Raw genomic sequence first — 23,369 nt, 5'->3', positions numbered from 1 at the left:
ATGTCTCTCATCAAAGTGCTTCAATCTTGCATAAATAACGATAGAATAGAGAAGCACCTTATGGTCAAAAAACAAATTTCTGCTTTTGATAAACATCTTATCATTCGTCTTTTGCGAGAAAATTTTCGTAAACATGCGCGTTGGTATAGTGCCGCTATTTTTTCCATGATTATTATTTCCTGCACAACTGCAGCCAGTGCATGGATTATGCGTGATGTTGTCAATTATATGATTGAAGCGCAGAATTTCGGTATGATTGTTTTGATTTCTGGTATCATTGCTTTCATTTTCATTCTTAAAGGGATTGCAACTTTTTCCCAAACTTACTTTTTGAGCAAAGCAGGAAACAGCATCGTTGCTGAACAACAGCGTAAAATTTATGCACGCCTTATGGAACAAGGTGTCTCTTTTTACCATCATAATGCTTCATCTGATCTTCTTGTCCGCGTAACTCACAATGCTACAGCAGCGCGTAATATCATTGATACAATTATCACAACTTTTGTGCGTGATTTACTTTCCGTTAGTGGCCTCTTGCTTGTCATGTGTATTCAAAATTTTATGTTAATCGCCATTACTTTAATAGTAGGACCACTAGCTTTTTTAGGAATTCGAATGACTTTAAAACGTGTTCGTAGTCTTGTCGAAAAAGAACTCCTTTCGCTTGGTGAAATTATCAAAATTGTACAAGAAAGTTCTATCGGTATTCGCGTCATCAAAGCTTTTTCACTAGAAGATCTCATGAAAAAACGTATGAACAAAGCCATTGGCGATGTTGAAAAACAAGCAAATACTATTGCAACACTTCAAGCTATTACAAATCCCATTATGGAAACACTCACAGGTATTGCTATTGCAGGTATTATCTGTTTTTCCGGCTACCTTGCAACCCAACGTACAGGCGTTCAAGGTGAATTTATGTCTTTTATTGTTGCTTTGCTTCTTGCTTACGAGCCTGCAAAAAGGCTCGCAAATGTACGAGTCAAAATTGAAGCTGGCTTGGTTAGTATCCGTACGATGTTTGACATACTTGACCATCCTATCTCGGTTATGGAACATGAAAATGCGAAGGATCTCGATCAAACCCAAGGAAGCATTCGTTTCGAAGATGTCTCTTTTGCATATACAGATAAGAAAATAGTATTGAAGAACATCAATCTAGAAATAGAACCCAGAAAAATGACAGCATTGGTGGGACCATCTGGTTCAGGAAAATCAACCCTTATCAATCTTATTATGCGCCTTTATGACCCCACAAAGGGACGCATATTGATTAATAATCAAGATATCCGTTATACGACATTTCGCTCCTTGAGAAAGCTTATGGCCTATGTAGGACAGGATACTTTTCTCTTTCAAGGAACCGTTAAATATAATATCGGACTTGGAAAAGAAGGTGCCAGTGACGATGATATTATCAAAGCAGCAAAAACAGCCAATGCGCATGATTTTATTATGGACTTGCCAAATGGCTATGATACACAAATCGGTGATAATGGCTGTAATCTTTCAGGTGGACAAAAACAAAGAATCGCTATCGCTAGAGCAATGCTTCATGACAGTGAAATCCTCATTCTTGATGAAGCAACAAGTGCACTAGATTCACATACTGAAGCACAAATTAATGAAGCACTTCACCATCTCACCAAAGGACGCACAACTATCATCATTGCTCATCGTCTTTCAACAATTGCTCGTGCTCATAAAATTGTTGTCATAAAAAATGGTCAACTGATTGAACAAGGTAGCCAAGAGGAATTACTCGCAACGGAAAATAGTTTTTACAAAAAACTTCATAATATCCAATTTAAAAAGCACACGTCTTAACTTTTAGACGCCTCCGTAAGACTTGAGATCAAACGTGAAAAAATAGTCTTTCCTTTGTACAAGACAAAGGCATAACATGGGAAAGCATTATATCAAGTACAGCCATACAAAAAAGACGTATGATTTATTGAGAATCCGTGTCTAGGATTCGTATGAGAATTAAACACCTCGTCTATTGTTTTATTAAAAGTATTCTTTTTTATTTTTCAAAATAGAAGCTTCATAATAAGAGCTTCTCCTTTCTTCAAGTAAGATGCGTAACATCCACAAATGTTATCGAACCCCACATGTATCAAAAAGCTGATAGCAAATTTTGGAAAACTTGCCAAAAACTAGGATAATGTAACTGTGATATTTCATGTTACCTTTGTTTAAATCCATTCCCGTGCTGTCCATTATAAATTTTTCTCAACATTGTAAACTGAGTATAAGAAGGAAGCCTTCGAAGAATCTATCATAAAATTTCTTGCTGTAGTAAATGCCTTAGATCGAGTTTTGCGTTTTATTCTAAAATCTAAAATCTGAGAACGAAAACTATCTTACTTAAACATTTCAACTTCTTGAAGTACTTGAAAATACATATGTTGTTACAAAATCAAGCAATTGATTTATCCTAATAATTTGTCGTTTCACAATTTGAATGAGAGCCCCGAATATCGTAAGATTCTTTCATTTTAAATTAAATCTGTTTATGTTGAATTCATTCAAATCATTCGCGTGCACACTACAAGCGGGATTGATGTATGGATAAAACCATTTAAGAAAAGAGTAAACATGCTACTCATGGACTCTCTCAAGAAAAAAATCACACCGTTGAGAACTAGAAAATAAAATATTAGTGCCGTTTCGTACCACCATAAATACAAAAAATGGTAGCGCCCAATGAGATTTTGCTTTCTACCATTCATGGCAATACTGGTAAGATGGCATGAGGAGTATTAAAATAAATATATGAATGAAAAGCATCATGATATGTGGTTTTTCATAAAGGATGTCACTCTATAAAGAATACGATTAAAAAATTAAGCACTTCAAAAATATCTTGGTGCGATTTGATAAAAATTTCCTTTTTATAGAATTCCTTTTCTATAGCTTAATCTTTCTTGAAAACGAATTCGATAAAGCGATGTTTTTTATAAAAACATCCATCAAAGCTACGAGGTATTTCCTTATTTAAGTTATAAAGAATGATAAAAATGTGGTTTTACTCTTTGTCGGTTCTGCAAGCGAATCTGGATGATAATTTTTATTCTTAGTGTACTTAAGCATATTTTACGCCATCTCTCTTGAATAATATTATGTAGAGTTTATTGAGCATCACCATCTTTATATGTATAAACGTGTAAGCTGAAACCATCATTCTGTTTGGCTTGCTCCCAATGTTGCTCCCTTACATTTGAGAGTGTTCATAAGAGGCGTTATCTTCTTTCTTCAATAGTTTTTACCCTCACACAAACCTCGCTTGTGGTATGTAAGCCAACGATTTTTTTGATTTAAATGCAAATATTTAAGTACAAAAATCTTTTTAGTATTTGAAGTCCTTATTCAATTTGCGAAAAAATATCATTCCCAATGAGTGTATTGTCTTTTCTAATACAGAGAGTTAAATGTATAAAATCAAAGTAATGGGAATTTCAAAATTTTAATCTTTAATAATCTCTTTCATAAAAGAGACCAACACTCGAATTCTTTTCATTCCCTATGGCGCCTTTAGCTTTAAGATGGCGCGAAATATCCAAATTAATTGTGCCCTTCGTCGCTCCATCTGATCCTGCTTCAAAACCTAAATAAATGTTGTTGTGTATATAGCGTCCAATACGTAAGCCAGTATTTCCCTTTTCATCAACGACAACATCAAGATCATCAAGACCAATTTTAGCCCGTAGAGTATTCAATAAAGATGTATTAGAAGCACCGGCAAGATCAGCAGCCGCTGCCGCAAGTTGGGCAATCTGAAATGGTGATAATTCATTAAGAGAGCGGTTAAAAATCAAACGCGCTAAAATCTCATCCTGTGGCAAATTTGGTTGTGAAGAAAAATTAACATCAAGATTATCAATCGTTCCACTTACAGTTACTGTAACGCGAATATCACTACTATCTTTGTTGGCAACAAAATAAACTGTAGGATTAAGATTACCGCTAAAACTTGCTTGTCCCTGGTCAAAATTAAGACGCTGTGAAAGAATATCAAAACGTCCACGAATCATCTGAAACTCACCAACTGGATGCACATCATGCAATGGTCCTGCTATGTTAATGCGTCCTCCCAATTCAGTATCCAACCCTCGTCCACGCACAAAAAACTGATTGCGCGCCGTAATAAGCATATTTGAGAACACAACAGACGAAGATTCTTGAGAGATACCACGATTTGTGTTGGTGTTCTTAACATCAGCACGTTCAAGCGTTTTTTGAATCGGTTTTGTTAAATTCTTATTTTTAATGTCAAGAAACTTTGCATTGTGAAAATGATCAGGAACAAAAACTTCAGCTTTTTCAACTGTAATATCACCGCCAATAACAAGATTATCCAGAAAATGACCTGTCATTGTCATCTTTCCTGACAATGTTGCAAGAATCATAGAGCCATCATTATAATTGGCATTATCAAGATGGAATACCAAATCTGGTTTTAGATCATTAGAGATAAGACCTGAAGCAGAAACTTTTCCCCCCTCCGATGAAGCAGCGGAAGCTTTCTCTATCAAAATGTGATCGCCGTTTAATTTGCCTTCTATTGTTGCATTGTTAAGACCGAAATTTGTTTTTGAATCAAAAAAACTACCATTAACTATAGAAAAATTTCCTACCAATTGTGGCTTCAGTAATGCACCACTAATAGCTGCATCCATCTTGGCCATGCCAGTTATATGCGCACCACGCTTTGCTAATAAAAGATCAACAAAAGCAAGAGGTATTGTCCCTTTAACATTCAATTTGGCCTCTAGACCATTGAGAGAAACAGGTCCACTTATAGAAAGATCTAATCCCTTATCTCCTGTCGCTATCATATTCTCAATATGAAAAGTCGATTTTTTGTAAGAACCACGAGCATTCACATTCATTGACATCGGTCCTTTATGAGTCATAGCAGTTAAGCTTTGACTAGAAAGCTCAAAATGAGCAGAGGGATCCTTCATGGTTCCACCAATATCGACTTTACCTACCACCACTCCTCCAAGTGCTTGCCCTTCAATAAAACTATTAAGCAAACCTGCAGGCAAATCTTGCAAGTTAACATGGAGATCCAGCTTGTTTTCATTGAAAGATATGTGTCCTTGGGCTTGTGCCTTTGCTCCTTCCCCCGTAAAATTTGCATTCAAAGTAAGATTCTGATCTATGGTTTTACCTGTAGCAGTCAGCACAAAAGGCATTATTTTCTTATCTTGAAGTGCAATCGTCGTCAGCCTCTCCCCTTTTATATCATAGGTCACATCAGGCTTTTGCAAACTACCACGAATTATAATCTGCCCTGTTACAGTACCATCTGCTCCAAGATCGGATTTCCATAGATTGGCTAACGCAGCAGGAAATGCATTCATTGTAAGATTTAAATTAAGGGTATCTTGAACATTTCCTGCAAGGATAATTTTACCTCCATTCACTGCAAGTCCTAATCCATTTACCGTCATGCCATTTTTATCAAAAACAATCGTAGCTGCTTTAGGCAATGTCGCGTGAAAATTATGTTGTTTTATATCCACCGTTTCAATCTGTATTTCTCGTTTTATATCTTCTGGAACTTCTACTGCAACCATACGACCAGAAAGCTGTGCGTTGGTATTATGAGGCAACATCGCTTGAAGAGTAAAAACTGTTTGTCCATTTTTGCCATGAGCATGGACATTTAAATGATTAATCATCATCAAAGGCGTTTGAATTTGCTCTGCATTGATAGCCCCCTCCAATTGTGTCATGCCAAAAGGATCAAATAGGTCGGCTTTGACTTCCAACTTCTTCATTTTATTCTTTGCAAAGCTCAAACGGTCAATATGCACTTTTAGATTGGCTTTTTGTTTGCCATTTTGTTCGCCAAAAACAAAATCTCCTGTTACTTTTCCACTGCCTTCCTGCAAAAATAACGCAGACAACACGGAAATATCATCAGCATCAACATGCAAAGCACCTTTAACAAGACCTTGTGTTTGAAAAAGATCACCGGTTATTTTTGCGCTTCCCCCTCTTATATTGATATTTTCAAGTTGTCGAATCTGGTGAGAATCCTTAAAAGAAGCTGATAAATACAACGGTTTCTTAGCAAAAGTACCTTCACCCTTTATCGAGCCTGTTACAGAAGTAACAGGTGATGTATTGTCTAGCATTGTTTTCATGGTGAATGTTGTGTTCTGTAGCTGCTTTCCCATTAAAAATGCTTCAGTAATATTTGCGCGTGTATTAAAATTTATAAGGTTATTGTGTCCTCTAGCTGTACTTTGAATTGTAAGTGCACCTTTTACTCTCGAATCCAATTTAGCAAGATCAGATATTTGAGCAGAGAAATCCATTTTTGCTCTCTCACTCGAAAAATATCCATCTGCTTTTATATCCGCATATTGGCTTTTCAAATCTAAACGACGCAAAATTAGATTCGCCGTGTCATAAGCAGCACCACCTGAAAGAGTAAATTTTCCTTTGAAAAAACGATCAAAAGGCTCCACACCTATTTTCATATTATCAGCCACCCCTGATAACTCAAGATCAAAAGCGCCACTCATTAAACCGATTGTTCCTTTGGCTTTAATATCTGCGCTACCAGAGAGTGATTGCTCACGCAATAAACTAAAAGGAGCAAATGTTTGCGTTTTTAAACCAAGGTCGCCTTTAAAAACAAAACGCTCCATTTTTCCTTTTAACCAAGCAGAAAAATTCTGCCCCGTAACACTAAAATCATGAATCAAAACCGGTTTTTTAGAAAAAACATCCGTATCTAAATGCACATGAACTGTTTGGTCTAAATCTTTTCCTGATGTATCTTTACGTTTTTCACCCCCTTTAAGTGTTCCTTTAACCTGAATCCCAACATGACGAGATGCTGCATTATCAAGATTTTCACTTACTCCTCCCATATCAAAAATGGCATCGCGAATATGAATATTTTTATTGCTTACATGATGTACAATAAACTTTCCCTTCCAAGAAGGTTTTCCTTCACGACCATAATCAATGTTTAAAGCAAGATTACCCACACGAATTGGTACTTCTGATGCTAGTAAAGGTGCTCCCTTATTTTCCTTATCAAAAGCCATTTTGCCATCAATAAAAAGCCGCCGTAAAAATCGATCTGCTGTTATTTCAGCATTGGCTACAACATTTATTGCCTTATTTTGAAGCACAATATGATCAAGGTATGTCGCACCTTCTTTTGTCATTCTTGCTTCTGCTTTCAACGTTACATCAGATTCGAAAAGGTTACGATATTGAGAAGGCATTAAAGAGCCAAGTGTACCAACAAGTTTCGTAGAAAAACTATGTCCCTCCGCAAAATGAGCAAGAATAATATTGCCATTTAAAACAGGATGGTGGTCAACTTCCGAATAAAGTTTGACAACCAAATTATCAAAAGTACCATCCCCCGTAATAGCAAGATTCAACGCAGGACGCTTTTCAATTTGCAAAATATTCGCCAAAATGCCATTTTGCGCTTCATCAACAGAAATATCAACCTTAGCTGTACGGTTGCTATCGGATAGCTTTGTGAGAACAGAAAATGATCCCGGTGCATCTAAACGATGAGCTGTTATATCAACATCAACCTCACCATTTGCCAAGGTTAGATTTCCTTTTAAGGATACATCAGCAGAAAAACCAAAAAGCTCCTGTTCAAATGCTACATGTTGAGCTTGAAGCCTATTGATAGAAATGGCAAGTGGCAATTTTGGTACAGAAAATTTCCCTGTCTCAAAAGAAGAAATCAGAGAAGAGTTGCTCTGCGGTTTGCGTAAAAACGTAATCTGTTCTGCTGAAAGCTCATTAATACTCATGCGCCCTCTCAACAATGCTAGGCGGTTCCAATCCATTTTAGCATTGGTAATTTTCAGCCAAATACCCTTTTTATCACTCACGGTAATCGCTTCAATTGACGTTTGAGAAGACAATGTTCCTTGTATATTATGTAAACGAACTTGGCGATTAGTCCCTGAAAGTCCACGTTCAATGAGAGAAACTAACCATGAACGATCATCGGTATGCATTTGGCTAGAGGAGGAATTGCCTCCTCGCGCAAAAACAAAAGCACTTAGCAAAAAAAACGAAAGTCCAAATAAGAAAACCCATAAACGCATAATTTTTTTCATTAAAATGCTTGCCCTATACCCACATAAAAACCAATGCGAGGATCACCTTTCTCTCGCTTGAGAGGAAAGGCTAAATCAACGCGTAAAGGACCAAGATCTGTCATATAGCGACCGCCAATGCCCGCTCCCCATTTTATTTTTTTAGAAAAATCAAAATTCGCCTTTTCTCCTACACTACCGCCATCAAGAAAACTAACAAGCCCTATCTTATCATTTAAAGACAAACGTAACTCTGCTGACCCCTCAACGAGTGCTCGCCCACCAACAACAGCATTATTGTCTGTTTTGATACCAATATTGCGATAAGCATAACCGCGAACAGATCCTCCACCACCAGCAAAAAAGAGTGTATCTGTAGGTATTTGTGCCCTATCACTCCCAAGAATTGTACCAAGCTTTGCTCGCGCAGCAAAAACAAAACGATTCTTTTCATCCAATGCCCAATAAGAACGACTCTCTACAGTCATTTTTGCTATAAAATTGCCAAAGCGCATTTCATAAAAAGGTTCGACATTCACTTCAGCATACAAACCTTTTGTCGCATTAAACTTATTATTACGACTATCGTAAATCAAACCACTCGGTAACCCAATTGTTGTAAAATGACGATCCCCAAAATGAATATCGCGTGAATAACCAGTAGAAACTTTTACGGACATCTGTCCCGATAGATTACCATTAAAGATATGCGTTATACCAAACTTTCCTCTAATGGCTTTTGTCGTATAATTTTCTAAGACATCTTGCTGTATTTTTAGTTCTGTCCTAAAATCTGTATCAGGAGTAAATATACCAGGTTTTATAAATGTACTGCCCAAAAGATAATCAAAATTTTTAAAATTATATGATTGCTTCTTATTGCCACCAATACCACTTATTTTCGCTTCAATTTTAAGCTGTTCTGCATGACCAAAAAGATTATTATGCATCCAATAAGCTTCAAAACCAGCACCATCTAATGTTGAGTAGCTACCACCTGCACCAAAACGACGTGGTTTACGTTCTTCCACCACAAGCGTCAGTGGTAAACTACCATCAGGACTAATCGTCTCAGCCTCACGTATATTCACAGCACGAAAAACATTAAGGCGTGCAAGTCTTTCACTTGCTTTGGCTAACGCAGCAGAATCATATTTTTGACCTACCTTTAATCCTGTCATCCACGCAATATAAGCCGAATCTACGCGTGGCTTCGTACTAACATTACGCACACTTAAAGGACCGTAATAAGCTTCTTGTCCAGGATCAACAGCAATCTGCGCATCAATAAGACGTGCTGCATGATCAGCAATCACTTCACTTTTCATAACTTTGGCCTTAGCATAACCTTGTCTACGCCATCCTTCAACTGCCCATCTTTCTGCTTTTAAAATAGTTTCAGATTTGGCAATCATTCCAGTCTTATAACCCAATTCTTCAATTGTCGGCATTCTATTGGTTTTATATTTTACCAATGGAGCAACTTTATTAATGTCTGCAACATTAAAAACATATCGAGGACCAGCATCAACGAGAATAACAATTTTAGATTGCGCTGGGAGTTGCGTTACAGGACTTAAATCAGCAGCTTCTAAACCATTAATCTTAATACTAATAATACCGCCATAACGTCCATCAGCATAAAGAGCAGAAAGAATAGTGCGATAATCTGAACGCGCTTTCGCTAACAAACCAGAAGAATTAAATGCTTTATCTTTATCAGCAACCAGAGAAGAAACAGACTTAACTATTTTTACACCTTCTGATGGCGCCCCCAAGGGAGCAATAACATCAACCTTATAAAATTTCTCTGTATCACTGACATTATAGGAAGAGGAGTTGATTGTCTTTTTACCAAAAAGAGGGATGCCGAATAACTCAAATGCTGCAAGTGTTTGCGGAAAAGCACAGGTAAAGCATAAGCTTATAAACACACTGCGCATGGTTCCTGATTTAAAAAAAACGCCAGTCTGATATACCATCCAATCAGATACCTTCAACACACTTCATATCACTTTGTACTATAAATAACATCAAACAAGAAAGGTAAACATGCTTACCCTCAATATTTCACACGTTTGATTATATCAAATAATATTCTTTGCTTGCCATGCATAATCTTTCCTCCCCTTATATTCATAAAACTCTCTACCAGCGTGCAACAAAACAGCTTCGCTCCTTTTCTCCTAACACATTCATTTAACTCATTATAAATGTTTTATTGAATCCCATAAAATTATGGTTAAATTTATACAAATAACTCTCTATAAAAGTACTACAAATTTATGTATATAGATTTCTCTCTCCCAAAAAACCATAAAGACACTTCTTGATTTTTATGCGGAGATATGATTGTCTCTCCCGAGTTAAAGGGGGGAGAAATAATTGATGATCGCGCGTGTTACAACTGTTGCTTTTCGCGGTCTAGAAGCAGTGCCTGTCGATGTACAGGTTATGATTTCCACCGGCAAAATAGGAATGGCTATTGTTGGATTAGCCGATAAAGCAATCGCAGAAAGCCGTGAACGTGTGCAAGCAGCTCTGCATGCTTGTGGGCTTTCTATGCCAAACAAACGGGTTACTGTTAATCTTGCCCCGGCTGATCTTCCTAAAGAGGGATCCCATTATGATTTGCCTATTGCTGTAGGCTTAATGCTTGTTATGGGGGTTCTTCCTCCCGAAGTTGCCCAAGACTACGTCATTTTAGGTGAATTGTCATTGGATGGTTCCCTTACAGCTGTCAATGGTGTTTTACCAGCCGCAATGACAGCTTTATCACTCGATAAAGGCCTTATTTGTCCCCACATATGTGGACCTGAAGCTGCATGGGCAAATGCGGAAATGAATATTCTTGCCCCCGAAACACTCCTTACTATGGTCAATCATTTTAAAGGGACCCAAATCCAAAAACGTCCACAACCGCGCCAATATACTATCCAAACTGAACTTCCTGACCTTTGCGAAATTAAAGGACAAAAAACCGCCAAACGTGCATTAGAAGTTTGCGCTGCTGGGCGGCATAACCTTTTGTTTGTAGGTCCTCCTGGCGCTGGAAAATCTATGTTAGCGCAACGATTGCCTTCCATTCTACCACCCCTTGATAGCCGAGAACTTTTAGATGTTTCTTTAATTGCTTCCATCACAGGAGAAATAGTCCATAATACCATTTCACTCCACTGTCCCTTTCGCGCTCCGCATCATTCCGCGTCCATGGCCGCAATGATCGGTGGTGGACTTAAAGGACGACCTGGAGAAGTCTCTCTTGCGCATAATGGCGTTCTTTTTCTTGATGAATTACCTGAATTCTCTCCGCAAGTCCTTGACTCTCTTCGTCAACCCTTAGAGAGTGGAGAATGTGTTATCGCCCGCGCTAATCACCATATTAGCTATCCTGCCCGCTTTCAATTCATTGCTGCAATGAACCCTTGTCGATGTGGTATGGCAGGCGAAAAAAATCATGTTTGTGCTAAAGGAATACGCTGTCAAATCGATTATCAGTCCCGTATTTCTGGTCCTCTGCTCGACAGAATTGATTTACGGATTGATGTCCCTGCTCTAACAGCTATGGATCTTATGCAACCAGAACAATCAGAAAAAAGCTATGATGTTGCAAAACGCGTCGCACGATGTCGTGCCATTCAAGCCAAACGTTTTACAACATTGGGTCTTGACCATATTCGCACCAACGGTGATTGCCCTGCCAAAATTATCGAACAAATTGCTATACCTGATAAAAATGCCGCTAAACTCCTACGCGATGTAAGTGAAAAAATGCAGCTTTCCGCCCGTGCTTATCATCGTATTCTTAAAGTTGCACGCACCATTGCCGATCTTGATGAAGCTGACCTTCTTGCTCGCCATCATCTTGCTGAAGCTATTTCTTACCGGTTGGGCACTGAAAGATTAACAGTTCTTACCTAGAACGAAGTATTCATCAATAAAAACTTACTGGAAAATAACGCAAATAAAGTTCTGTAAGCTTGCCATCATCTTCTAGAGATTTCAGAGCATAATTAAGTATATCAATTAATTTTTCATTCTTTTTTGCCACAGCAAGCTGCATTCCTTGCCCCAATAACTGTGGAGCCATATACGAACCTCCAACAAAATGGCAACAATCAGCAGATTTGGGATCATTTAGCCACAAAGATAAAGAAAATCCATCATCAAAAATAACATCAATTTTATGATCCTGTAATGCTTTATAAAGCTCTGTCCTGCTTTTAAATCCTTGCCATTTGGCTGCAGGAAAATAACTGCGAAACAGTTTTTCGTGAACAGTTTTGGACAAAACGCCACTGTTTAAATGTATAATTTTATCACTTATTGATTCATCAAGATCTACAAGTTGGGATGCAATAAAGCGAGACGCAACAAATCGAGCTGGAAAACGCAAATAAAATCTTGTAAAAACAAGATCTTGATGGGTTTTCATTGTTTCTTTTAAACCAGCAATAATGACTTCTGCACCACCATTTTTGACATGGTCTACAAGCTCTTCCCAAGGAACAACTTCTACCTCACAGACTTTTTCAAGATTTAATTTTGAACAAATAGCACGCAATAAGTCGATATTATAGCCTGCAAGATGTCCTGTTTGATCAAGAAAGTTAAAGGGAGGGAAATCAAAAGTTGTTACAAAACGCAAACGGACTATATCTGTTGTATCAGGCTGCACAAAATGTTCATGCGAATTAAAAAAAGAAGGAAGCCTGCTGTTCATTTCGGCTTCTACAAACGAGGAAAATAAAAAGCCCGATAGTCCAAATACAATTCCAATAAGAGCGCTCAATCTATTTATAAATTTCTTTATTGCCAAAATCTCGCCCCCTATTTTGCAAAGCTAAAATATAACTTTTCTCAGTCATCATATCTAATGCATTGAACAAAAATATCTGCTCCTTTCATGAATTAAATTTTTGTGCTTTCTCAAAACTATCAAACAATTAACCGTTTTTCTCTCGTTTTCAGAATATATTGCTGATAATAGAACGTTTGTGTGCACTGCTCTCAATAAATGCTTGAGAAATTTTTTTAGCAAGAAAGCGATTTTTGAATATATTTATCAATAAAAAGTTTCTGTATTATCGCTTATTTTATCCTTAATCTCTTTGATAACATGAGAATTCCTGTATTTTTCTTTCATAAAGTTTCATGCTCCTTACATGATGGAAAGGTATCATTGTGTTGCCCATTCATGCGCTTTTTTTAAAGAAATGCTCCTCTCATTTCTTCCCCTTATCTCACAACATCATCCGTGAATGAGATAACGCAAAACCCATAGAGCACCAACATCTCTACGTTGATAAAAGAGCAAGGTGGTACCAGCATTTTTTTCACAACATTGGCAACTGGCATGAAAAATGATGATGCTGGTTTTTGTTTCATAAGCATAAAGATGGTGGTGCTCTTTACCTATACCATTCATGGATACCACTATGAAATGGGCTTGGATAGCTGAAGAGATGTTTCTTTAAAACAATCAGGTGCATTAGCAACCAATAGCGTTTTATTTTACGTGAAGAACATACCCTTAATTAAGAAACGTGATAAAAAACATGAAACGATGCATAATCCTCTATTCTCTAAAAGATATTGCTTGAAATACTTTTGAAAGCTGTAAAGCAGTATAAAAAATGAGGGTATAGATGGGAACTGGTTTTATCCCTAACTTATTTAGATTCTTCTAAATGAGGCTGCATGTCTGTTTGAGAGATTATGCCAATAGATATAGGCAATATCCTTGCCCCTCTTTGGCATACAAAAGCTGCAACAGCTAAGAGAGCCTCTTATCTATCTTCGTTCCTGTCGCAAACGTGCTGTTGCATGAAACCTTGATGTTGATTTACAGGTAAAAACACTGTGTATGCAAAAATCATTCTCTTATACACTAGCAATTATGTATAACAGATGTTGAATATAAATATGATATACGATAAATGTTTGACATGGTTATTCCATAAATAACTGATCAAAATATTAAGCTTAGAGCTGTTTGGGTATCGTAAACTGAATACAAAAGTGGATTGACTTATGAGTGATGAAATAACCTCACCGACATCTAGTAATGACTATGGTGCCGCTTCTATCAAAGTTCTTAAAGGTCTTGATGCTGTACGTAAACGTCCTGGCATGTATATTGGTGATACAGATGATGGTTCAGGCTTACACCATATGGTCTATGAGGTCGTAGACAACGCTATCGATGAAGCACTAGCCGGTCATGCTACCCTTGTAAATGTTACACTCCATGCGGATGGTTCTTGTTCTGTTCGTGATAATGGACGCGGAATTCCAACAGATATCCATCCCACAGAAGGTGTTTCAGCAGCTGAAGTTATTATGACACAGCTTCATGCCGGTGGAAAATTTGATCAAAATTCTTACAAAGTTTCAGGAGGCTTACACGGCGTTGGTGTCTCTGTTGTGAATGCATTATCCGTTTGGCTTAAATTGAAAATCAAACGTAATGGTAGACTTCATGAAATGTCATTTACCCATGGAGTTGCTGATTCTCCACTAAAAATTATTGGTGATTGTGATAGAGAAAGTGGAACAGAAATCAGATTTTTACCAAGCTCTGAAACCTTTACAATGGTTGAATTTGATTTTGAAACTTTAGAACGCCGTTTGCGCGAACTCGCTTTTTTAAATTCTGGCATACATATTCTTCTCGTTGATGAACGCCATGCTGATATTCAATCCGTTGAATTGCATTATGAAGGTGGATTAGTGGAATTTGTCAAGTATATTGACCAAACGAAAAAAGCACTGCTGGATACCCCTATTTATATTGCCAGTGAAAAAGACGGTATGAGTGTTGATGTCGCTCTATGGTGGAATGATTCCTACCATGAGAAAGTGTTATGTTTTACAAATAATATTCCTCAACGTGATGGTGGAACGCATTTAATCGGTTTCCGGAGTGCTTTAACACGTCAAATTAATGGTTATGCCGAATCTTCAGGTATTGTAAAAAAAGAAAAAGTTAATCTAACAGGTGATGACTGCCGCGAAGGACTTACAGCTATCCTTTCCGTCAAAGTTCCCGATCCTAAATTTTCTTCACAGACAAAGGACAAATTGGTTTCTTCTGAAGTGCGTCCCATTGTGGAAAATTTGGTAAATGAAGGTCTTTCTACATGGCTGGAAGAGCATCCTAATGAAGCAAAGCTTCTCATTGGTAAGGTCGTAGAAGCTGCAACAGCACGTGAAGCCGCACGTAAAGCGCGTGAACTCACAAGGCGCAAAGGAGCTCTTGATATTACTTCTCTACCAGGAAAACTTGCCGATTGCCAAGAACGTGATCCAGCAAAATCGGAAATCTTTATCGTTGAGGGAGATTCAGCTGGTGGATCAGCAAAAAGTGGACGTTCTCGTCAAAATCAGGCGATTTTGCCGCTGCGGGGTAAAATCCTTAATGTCGAACGAGCACGCTTCGACCGCATGCTCTCATCGGATATGATTGGAACGCTTATTACTGCTCTTGGAACTTCCATTGGGAAAGATGAATTTTCACCCGATAAATTGCGTTATCATAAAATTATCATTATGACAGATGCGGACGTTGATGGTGCCCATATTCGTACCTTACTGCTCACTTTCTTTTTTAGACAAATGCCTGAATTGATTGAACGTGGACATCTCTATATCGCACAGCCCCCCCTCTATAAAGTCTCACGAGGTAAATCTTCCCAATATATTAAAAATGAAGCAGCATTTGAAGAGTTTTTAATCGATACGGGCTTAGAAGATGCAGCCTTAGAACTTTCAACGGGAGAAGTTCGTGCAGGTGCCGATTTATATCAGCTTGCCAAGGATGCTCGTGTGTTGCGTCAACTTTTAAATGGTCTTCATACACGTTATGACCGCAACATTGTTGAGCAAGCAGCGATTGTTGGAGCTTTTAACCCTGAAGCCTTTGTCACACCAGAAAAAGCGCAAAAAACAGCCGATACTATCGCCCATCGTCTTGATTTGATTGCCGATGATATGGAACGAGGTTGGAGCGGTCAATACACATCAGACGGAAGCTTATGTTTTGAACGTGTTTTACGCGGAGTTAAAGATGTGATTACTCTGGATACGGGACTTATTAATTCTGCCGATGCACGCCAAATTGATCGTGTTTCTAAAAGTTTCATAGAGATATATAATCCTCCCCCGCTCCTACACCGCAAAGATAAATCAGAGCGTATCTTTGGACCTATGAGCCTCTTAGAGAGCATCTTTGCAAATGGTAAAAAAGGCATTACGCTCCAACGTTATAAAGGTCTTGGAGAAATGAATGCTGAGCAGCTTTGGGAAACAACCCTTAATCCTGATGCACGCTCTCTGTTACAAGTTAAAATCAATGACGCAACCGATGCAGATTCACTCTTTTCTCGTTTAATGGGTGATGAAGTTGAACCACGGCGGATTTTTATTCAAGATAATGCCTTAAGCGTTGCCAATCTTGATATCTAAAGGTACTCTTTTGTTTCTGGCTGTATAAACGTCGTGGTTTTATACGCTGTTTTTTCGTATTTGAACATTTCCTCTATTTTCATTTACGATAAAAGAAAAAGAAGAAAGGTCATGCATATGGCAGCTGAAACAGAACGCGTCGGAGCCAAAGGTGGTATGGAGTACTCTTTTGGCTTTACCAGAGTTGATGAAGCGCAAAAACAGTCCATGGTTGATGGAGTATTTCACTCTGTCGCTGAAAACTATGATAAGATGAATGATATCTTATCATTAGGACTACACCGTGTGTGGAAAAACTCTATGGTTGCTTGGCTTGCTCCCCCAGCTCTTTCCAATTGGAAAGTTCTTGATGTGGCAGGTGGGACTGGTGATATCGCTTTTCGCATTCTGAATGCTTCACGCCAAAAAGCCCACGCTACAGTGCTTGATATTAATGGTTCAATGCTCAATGTCGGTAAAAAGCGTGCACAAAAAAATGGTCTTGCTCCTCTGATGGATTTTGTTGAGGCCAATGCAGAACATTTGCCTTTTGAAGACCATAGCTTTGATGCCTATACGATTGCCTTTGGAATTCGCAATGTGCCTCATATTAACAAAGCTCTTAGAGAAGCTTTCCGTGTTTTAAAACCGGGAGGACGTTTCTTATGTTTAGAATTTTCAAATGTTGAAATGCCTCTGCTCGATAAAATCTATGACCTGTGGTCTTTTCATGCCATCCCTAAGCTTGGTCAAATCATTGCAAATGATGGTGATGCTTACCGTTATTTGGTTGAATCTATTCGTAAATTTCCTAAACAAGATGATTTTGCCCAGATGATTAATCATGCAGGTTTTTCGCGGGTATCATACCGCAATCTCACCGGTGCTATCGCAGCACTGCATTCAGGTTGGAAAATTTAAAAATGGTGCAGATTTCCACTTACTTTCAATTGATGCGCGCAGGATGGGTTTTAGCACGTGAAGGTGTTTTGAGTGCTCTGCCTCACGATGAGCTTAAAGGATTTCCAGCATTCTGTCATCGTATAGCAAGTGCATTAGCCCGGAGCAAAGCAAAAAAAAAGCGACGATCTGAAAATATTTCTTGTGCCATCAATAAGCTTGGACCTTCTTATATAAAACTTGGTCAATTTCTTGCTACAAGACCTGATATTGTTGGACGTGATATTGCCAAAGATTTGGTACAGCTACAAGATCGCGTACAAACATTTTCTTGTCCTGATGCTATTGCACAAATTGAAAATTCGCTTGGTCGCTCTATAAACGATTTATTTGTGAATTTTGATCCTCCCATTGCTGCCGCTTCTATCGCCCAAGTTCATCCAGCTGAATATTACGATGAAACTGGTCAGAAAAGAAAATGTGCTGTTAAAGTCATTCGTCCCAATATCAGAACCCGTTTTGCCAGAGATCTTAGAGGATTCTACCTTATTGCTCATTTACAAGAACGTTATATACCAGCTTCTCGACGGTTGCGTCCTGTTTGTGTGGTTGACACTTTGGCACAAACCACACGTATCGAGATGGATTTGCGATTAGAAGCAGCTGCCATATCAGAAATGGCTGAAAATATTCAACATGATACAGGCTTTCGGGTTCCAAAAATTGATTGGGAACGTACAGGACGTAATGTTCTTACCATGGAATGGATAGATGGTATAAGAATATCTGAAATTTCTGCACTCAAAGAAGCAGGGTTTGATTTGCAGGCGCTCGCAGTTACGCTTATTCAATCTTTCCTTCGTCATACATTGCGTGATGGTTTTTTTCATGCCGATATGCATCCTGGTAATTTATTTGTAGACGCACAAGGATGTATTGTTGCTGTTGATTTAGGAATTACAGGGCGTCTTGGAAAAAAAGAAAAGCATTTCCTTGCTGAAATCCTTTATGGATTTATTACCCGCGATTACCACCGCGTGGCACGTGCCCATTTTGAAGCAGGATACGTACCTCCACACCACAATATTGAAAGCTTTGCTCAAGCTAACCGTGCTATTGGTGAACCAATCCATGGGCAATCAGCGCAAAGTATTTCCATGGCTAAATTGCTCACACTGTTGTTTGAAGTCACGGAATTGTTTGATATGCAAACACGACCTGAACTTTTATTACTCCAAAAAACTATGGTTGTTGTTGAAGGTGTAGCGCGCACACTAGATCCTCATTTTAATATGTGGAAAGCTTCTGAACCCGTTGTCAGAGAATGGATTAGCAAAAATTTAGGACCTATAGGAGTGGCAAAGGACTTTAGTGAAGGCGCGCAAGCACTCCTTTCGTTGGCTCGTAAAACACCACAATTGATACACAATTTTCAACGTATGGAAGAAGACCTTAACCAAATCAGAGAAACAGGATTTAATCTTTCTCCTTCCACCCTTAAAAGACTTGCTGTTGAACAAAGCCGTACCAACCGTTATGGTCGTTATAGTCTTTTCATCATTGCACTTTGTTGTGTTTGTCTCACTTTTTACCTTTTTCATCTTTTCTAATCTGTTCAATATGCTAAAAAATACCCATAATGAAATCATTGCAATCATTTTGTTTCTTGGAGGTATTTTATGGCTAGCCTTACCGTTCGTAATCTTTCCCCCGAAGTCAAAGAATCTTTACGTATACGTGCCGCCAAAAATGGTATCTCTATGGAAGAGGAAGCACGCCGTCTTTTAAGCAATCCCAGCACTTTAACTATACCCCCCTCTCAAGCAAGCAGCCCTGAAATGCAATCATTGCAATCAAAGTCACTTCTTCTCATTATTGGTGGGAGTATTGCAGCTTATAAAGCGCTTGATCTCATTCGCCGTTTACAAGAACGTGGAGCGCACTTAAACATTATTATCACAAAAGCAGCGCAAAAATTTATTACGCCTTTAGCAGCTGAAGCTCTCAGTGGACGTACTGTGTATAGCGATTTATTTTCACGCGCAGAAGAACATGATATCGGACATATCCGGTTAGCACGTAATGCTGATCTCATTATTTTAGCGCCCGCCACTGCTAATCGCATTGCAAAAATAGCTAACGGCATAGGAGATGATCTGGCTGATTGTGTGCTTTTAGCAGCACGCTGTCCACTCTTAATTGCACCAGCTATGAATCCAGCAATGTGGACACATCCTGCAACCATGCGCAATGTCGCAAAATTACGCGCCGATGGCGTTCATATAGTAGGACCAGAAATTGGCACAATGGCTGAGCGTAATGAGACAGGTTTTGGGCGCATGAGTGAACCTTTAACCATTGTAGCAGCAGTAGAAACTCTTTTAGGGATGCAGGAAAAACCGCTTTCTGGGCGTCATTTCATTGTTACTTCTGGTCCTACTCATGAACCTATTGATCCCGTGCGCTATCTTGCTAATCGCTCTTCAGGCAAACAAGGGCATGCCATCGCAATAGCTCTCGCCCATTTGGGCGCTAAAGTAACGCTTATTTGTGGACCAGTTCATCTTGCACCTCCACAAGAGGTAAAAACTATCCATGTCGAGACCGCACATCAAATGTTACAAGCCGTTCAAACCGCATTGCCTGCTGATGGTGCTATTTTTGTCGCCGCTGTTTGTGATTGGCGCAGCCAAACACAATCTTTACACAAGATGAAAAAAAGCGCTCATAAAACACCACCATCTCTGCATATGGTAGAAAATCCTGACATTTTAGCAACAATTGGACATGCTGCAAACCGCCCTCCACTCGTGATTGGATTTGCGGCTGAAACCTCTGACCTCATCGTAAATGCGCAAAAAAAATGTATCGAAAAAGGTGCTGATTTCATTCTTGCCAATGATATTTCCCTTCATGCTGATGGCACTCGTGTTATGGGCGCTGATACAAATCAAGTTTATCTTGTGAGTAAAGAAAATGTTGAAGAATGGCCGCAGATGACGAAACAGCAAGTAGCACAAAAATTGGCAAAGCTTATTGTATCATTTTTTGAGTCTCATACTCTTGCTCATCAATAAAAATTTAGCTTGGAACTTGAAAAATAAATACTTTAATAAAGCATAATACAAAACAAAAATGAAACACATTTACTCAATTTACGTGAAACTATTTAGTATCTATAAATTTTAGTGAAAGAATAACTACTTTTGTAAAATAAGAACATTTAATTTTACGTACCAAACCTTTAAAGCATTATGAACGCTTCTTCCTGTTTCTCATGAGCTTCTAATCTCTCGTCTACTTTTTGCTTAAGTCATGATATCGAGCAACAAGAATGTTCAAATTAATTTGGATAACGTTTAACGTTGCCCGTTTCTCGCATCACAATAAGTTCATAGACATACAGGCGCCAAAACAAAAATTAGAATTTGTTTCACTACATTTCCTCATTTACAAACCAATTCAATCAATTGATCATGACTTACTGATCCAATCTTAACACTTTCTGCTATATTCTAAATTCTATATGATGTGCATTTATCCGTCTTCTAGATATTTTATGCACTATAAATAAGACTGAAAACACTTGTTTTATTTAACTTACAATGTAGGTATTTAAAAACTCTTCTGTTAAGGCAATTGGGTTTCTATTTTCTTACAATTAGCTTTTCCTCTATCATCAACAACTCATAACTTGTACGAAGCATGTAAAGAAAGAAATTATATTTAAAAAATAATGTTTCCAATATAATAAATACTTTAATTAGTCTAAAAAACAATATGCGATTTTGTAGTTGATCCTTTATTAGAACGAAACCACTTACCTTTTTTCATTATCCCTTATAATAATGAAATAAAAATTGTAAAACATCACAAAAAGTTAAGAGATTTTCACTAGTCTGCGCTAACTCTTCAATAAGTACTCGAAATTTTTATAATTTTTGTATTAAATCTTACAAAATATAAATCTTATAACTAATCTGTCGGCGACAACATTTTTAAAGGATTATCAAGCGTTATTGTTTGTATTTGGGAAGGAGAGAGTTTTGCTTCTTGGAACCAGTTTGCACTGTCTTTCAACCATGTTGGAATATCAGTTCCCCCCAATTGCCCTAGATCTGAGCTATAAATTACATTATTAACTTTAGACAATACAGAAAGCATATCTTCTTTCGTTTGATATCCCAAATAAAAAGTTAAAGCGCATTGTTCTATATAAAGCCAATCATGTTCTCCCAGCCCTTGTAATTGTGCTGCAGAAAAACCTGTCATTGGATTAGCCGGCTGATTTAAGAGAAGTCTGCAATTACCTTTTTTCGCTACAGCATCCAATAAATATAAAGTTGCATCTTTGGAAGCATGCCCAGAAGAGAGAACAATTTCATTATCAGCGGAAAAAGTTATGAGTTCGTAAACCTCTGATCTTAGATATCCTTTCTCACAAGTAATAGCTGTTGGCTGCTGAGCAAGAAAAGCAGCATAATCATTAGAAAAATTTCGTTTGAGACGGCTACGATGATGTGTTGGCACAATGGTGGGCAAATGTACAAGCAATTTAGGTTTTGAAACAAATTGATAATGTGCTAAAGCACGTTTAACTGAAAGTAAATTTAAACCACCTGAAGCATAATTAAGAACAATAGAACCAAAAACAGGTAGATCTTGTTCTTGTAAGGCTGTGGAAAGTGCAGCCGTGCTGCCTAAATGATTTTTTAAAACAACTCCTCCTTTATGTTGGGCATAAATTTTTGCAGCATCATAAGCCGAATATGTTCTATCAAATAAATCTGGACGGGCATGATAATGGATATCTAAAAATTTTAACTTCTTACGCCAGAATTGTATGAAACGTACACTCACAATTTTTCCTTCCAAGGAACTTCATAACCTTCTTGAATCCGTATATTTTCAAGCCGCTCACCGCCTTTAAGCCCAGCTAAAATGCGGGCTTCCGTTTTATCAACATTTTCAGCACGATGAAGAATCTCATATAACTCTGAGTTAGGAAGAATTAATACACCATTATCATCAGCAAAAACCCAATCGCCAGGAAAAATTTTTACTCCTTCAATCATTAAAGGCACCTGCACAGCTCGTATGCGTGCACGGTTTTTACCAGAAACCATATAAATATTTTTCGTAAAAAGAGGGTAATGTAGAGCTCTAATTTCAGCAATATCTCTAGCAGAACCATGAATAACAGTTCCTACAATTTTTTGCTGTAGTGCTTTATGAGTCAAAATATTTCCCCAACTGGTACAATCACATCGACCATTATTATCAATCACCACTACAGATCCGGCAGGCACATCGTCAATATAATTACCAGCATTCGCAAATGTTTGATTTTCTGGACGAAAAGCCTCATATTGTACTGTAAATACAGGTCCAGCTATTTTGATATTATTTAAGCGTGGTTTAATATTCGGTAAAGCAGCTTGCAAATATAAACTATCTAGAGCATCAGAAACAGCTGCTGTATCTAATGCCAGCAATCGTTTTTTGAATGTTTCTACATTTTTATCAGGTATCATTTACTTTTCTCTCTTTGTAAATATCTTTTTAAAACCAACCAAGCTGCATATTCCTGTAAGACAACACCTAAAAGTGGTCGTGTATAAGGAAAAGAAACCTGATTATCACCATAGTTTTTGATCTGTACGGTCATTGTAGCATATCCAAGGCTTTCTTTTTGGTTTTCTAATATCTCCAAAGAAGGTGATAAGCTAACCTCAACCTCTAGCTGCGGAATATTTTTTGCACTTTTTTCTATCGGCTGAAAATACTTTAAAAGGTGAAGATCATTTGCTAACCAACGAACTTCTGCGTGCATTGCTAATTGTTTGTAAGCCGTGGTAATTTCTGCCCCAACCAAATATGGGCGAAAATGATTTTCAAATTCTTCAATCAAATGCTCCGCCA

General features: G+C 38.0%; 12 protein-coding genes and 1 pseudogene. 6 read left to right on the top strand and 7 right to left on the bottom strand.

Translation table 11 applies throughout. The features are described 5' to 3' along the window. The first annotated feature begins 60 nt into the window (after positions 1–60). A complete protein-coding gene (locus PVV69_RS07100; protein ID WP_273756991.1) occupies positions 61–1,827 on the top strand; it encodes an ABC transporter ATP-binding protein in 1,767 nt (588 codons plus the stop codon). A gap of 1,649 nt (positions 1,828–3,476) precedes the next feature. Here PVV69_RS07100 and PVV69_RS07095 read toward each other — a convergent pair. Beyond that, the gene (locus PVV69_RS07095) at positions 3,477–8,123 is read right to left on the bottom strand and encodes a translocation/assembly module TamB domain-containing protein (RefSeq protein WP_273756990.1); all 4,647 of its coding nucleotides are present in this window, start codon (positions 8,121–8,123) and stop codon (positions 3,477–3,479) included. Then, on the bottom strand, positions 8,123–10,084 hold the full coding sequence (locus PVV69_RS07090) for an autotransporter assembly complex family protein (RefSeq protein WP_273756989.1): 1,962 nt from the start codon (positions 10,082–10,084) through the stop codon (positions 8,123–8,125). Before PVV69_RS07090 ends, PVV69_RS07095 begins: the two co-directional genes overlap by 1 nt. Before the next feature lie 406 nt (positions 10,085–10,490). Here PVV69_RS07090 and PVV69_RS07085 point away from each other — a divergent pair, with 406 nt between their 5' ends. Beyond that, on the top strand, positions 10,491–12,023 hold the full coding sequence (locus tag PVV69_RS07085; protein ID WP_273719628.1) for a YifB family Mg chelatase-like AAA ATPase: 1,533 nt from the start codon (positions 10,491–10,493) through the stop codon (positions 12,021–12,023). A gap of 13 nt (positions 12,024–12,036) precedes the next feature. On the opposite strand, the gene PVV69_RS07080 is transcribed toward PVV69_RS07085, so the two are convergent. Both PVV69_RS07080 and PVV69_RS07075 read right to left on the bottom strand, forming a co-directional pair. Then, a complete protein-coding gene (locus tag PVV69_RS07080; RefSeq protein WP_273756988.1) occupies positions 12,037–12,921 on the bottom strand; it encodes a transporter substrate-binding domain-containing protein in 885 nt (294 codons plus the stop codon). 432 nt (positions 12,922–13,353) lie between these two features. Continuing rightward, on the bottom strand, positions 13,354–13,530 hold the full coding sequence (locus PVV69_RS07075) for a hypothetical protein (protein ID WP_273756987.1): 177 nt from the start codon (positions 13,528–13,530) through the stop codon (positions 13,354–13,356). 605 nt (positions 13,531–14,135) lie between these two features. Between PVV69_RS07075 and gyrB the strand changes: the two genes are divergently transcribed. The 4 genes from gyrB (at position 14,136) to coaBC (ending at position 20,524) form a co-directional block, all read left to right on the top strand. Further along, positions 14,136–16,568, top strand: coding sequence for a DNA topoisomerase (ATP-hydrolyzing) subunit B (gyrB, locus tag PVV69_RS07070; protein WP_273756986.1), 2,433 nt, complete (start codon positions 14,136–14,138; stop codon positions 16,566–16,568). A 117-nt stretch (positions 16,569–16,685) separates the two neighbouring features. Then, positions 16,686–17,468, top strand: a complete 783-nt coding sequence (ubiE, locus tag PVV69_RS07065; protein ID WP_273756985.1) for a bifunctional demethylmenaquinone methyltransferase/2-methoxy-6-polyprenyl-1,4-benzoquinol methylase UbiE — start codon at positions 16,686–16,688, stop codon at positions 17,466–17,468. A 2-nt stretch (positions 17,469–17,470) separates the two neighbouring features. Beyond that, positions 17,471–19,057, top strand: coding sequence for a 2-polyprenylphenol 6-hydroxylase (gene ubiB, locus PVV69_RS07060; RefSeq protein ID WP_273756984.1), 1,587 nt, complete (start codon positions 17,471–17,473; stop codon positions 19,055–19,057). 69 nt (positions 19,058–19,126) lie between these two features. Continuing rightward, the gene (gene coaBC, locus PVV69_RS07055) at positions 19,127–20,524 is read left to right on the top strand and encodes a bifunctional phosphopantothenoylcysteine decarboxylase/phosphopantothenate--cysteine ligase CoaBC (RefSeq protein ID WP_273756983.1); all 1,398 of its coding nucleotides are present in this window, start codon (positions 19,127–19,129) and stop codon (positions 20,522–20,524) included. Positions 20,525–21,422: 898 nt separating this feature from the next. Here the strand turns inward: coaBC and PVV69_RS07050 are convergent. The 3 genes and pseudogenes from PVV69_RS07050 to PVV69_RS07040 form a co-directional block, all read right to left on the bottom strand. After that, the gene (locus PVV69_RS07050; RefSeq protein ID WP_273756982.1) at positions 21,423–22,307 is read right to left on the bottom strand and encodes a DUF6282 family protein; all 885 of its coding nucleotides are present in this window, start codon (positions 22,305–22,307) and stop codon (positions 21,423–21,425) included. Then, positions 22,304–22,981, bottom strand: coding sequence for an RraA family protein (locus PVV69_RS07045; protein ID WP_273756981.1), 678 nt, complete (start codon positions 22,979–22,981; stop codon positions 22,304–22,306). The genes PVV69_RS07050 and PVV69_RS07045 overlap by 4 nt, the downstream gene beginning before the upstream one ends. Beyond that, a pseudogene (locus PVV69_RS07040) lies at positions 22,978–23,369 on the bottom strand (isocitrate/isopropylmalate dehydrogenase family protein); the annotation flags it as partial. The pseudogene PVV69_RS07040 and the gene PVV69_RS07045, both read right to left, overlap by 4 nt.

Source organism: Bartonella sp. MM73XJBT, assembly GCF_028618465.1.
GTDB lineage: Bacteria > Pseudomonadota > Alphaproteobacteria > Rhizobiales > Rhizobiaceae > Bartonella.
The sequence above is the reverse complement of the archived record's forward strand: the minus strand, read 5'-3'. Positions and strand labels throughout refer to the sequence as shown.

Bases quoted from the DNA above. Each gene is read 5' to 3' on its own strand.
- coaBC (WP_273756983.1), top strand. From the start codon at position 19,127: ATGGCTAGCCTTACCGTTCGTAATCTTTCCCCCGAAGTCAAAGAATCT.
- PVV69_RS07045 (WP_273756981.1), bottom strand. From the start codon at position 22,981: ATGATACCTGATAAAAATGTAGAAACATTCAAAAAACGATTGCTGGCA.
- PVV69_RS07100 (WP_273756991.1), top strand. From the start codon at position 61: ATGGTCAAAAAACAAATTTCTGCTTTTGATAAACATCTTATCATTCGT.
- PVV69_RS07090 (WP_273756989.1), bottom strand. From the start codon at position 10,084: ATGGTATATCAGACTGGCGTTTTTTTTAAATCAGGAACCATGCGCAGT.
- PVV69_RS07095 (WP_273756990.1), bottom strand. From the start codon at position 8,123: ATGAAAAAAATTATGCGTTTATGGGTTTTCTTATTTGGACTTTCGTTT.
- PVV69_RS07075 (WP_273756987.1), bottom strand. From the start codon at position 13,530: ATGAATGGTATAGGTAAAGAGCACCACCATCTTTATGCTTATGAAACA.
- gyrB (WP_273756986.1), top strand. From the start codon at position 14,136: ATGAGTGATGAAATAACCTCACCGACATCTAGTAATGACTATGGTGCC.
- ubiE (WP_273756985.1), top strand. From the start codon at position 16,686: ATGGCAGCTGAAACAGAACGCGTCGGAGCCAAAGGTGGTATGGAGTAC.
- ubiB (WP_273756984.1), top strand. From the start codon at position 17,471: ATGGTGCAGATTTCCACTTACTTTCAATTGATGCGCGCAGGATGGGTT.
- PVV69_RS07085 (WP_273719628.1), top strand. From the start codon at position 10,491: ATGATCGCGCGTGTTACAACTGTTGCTTTTCGCGGTCTAGAAGCAGTG.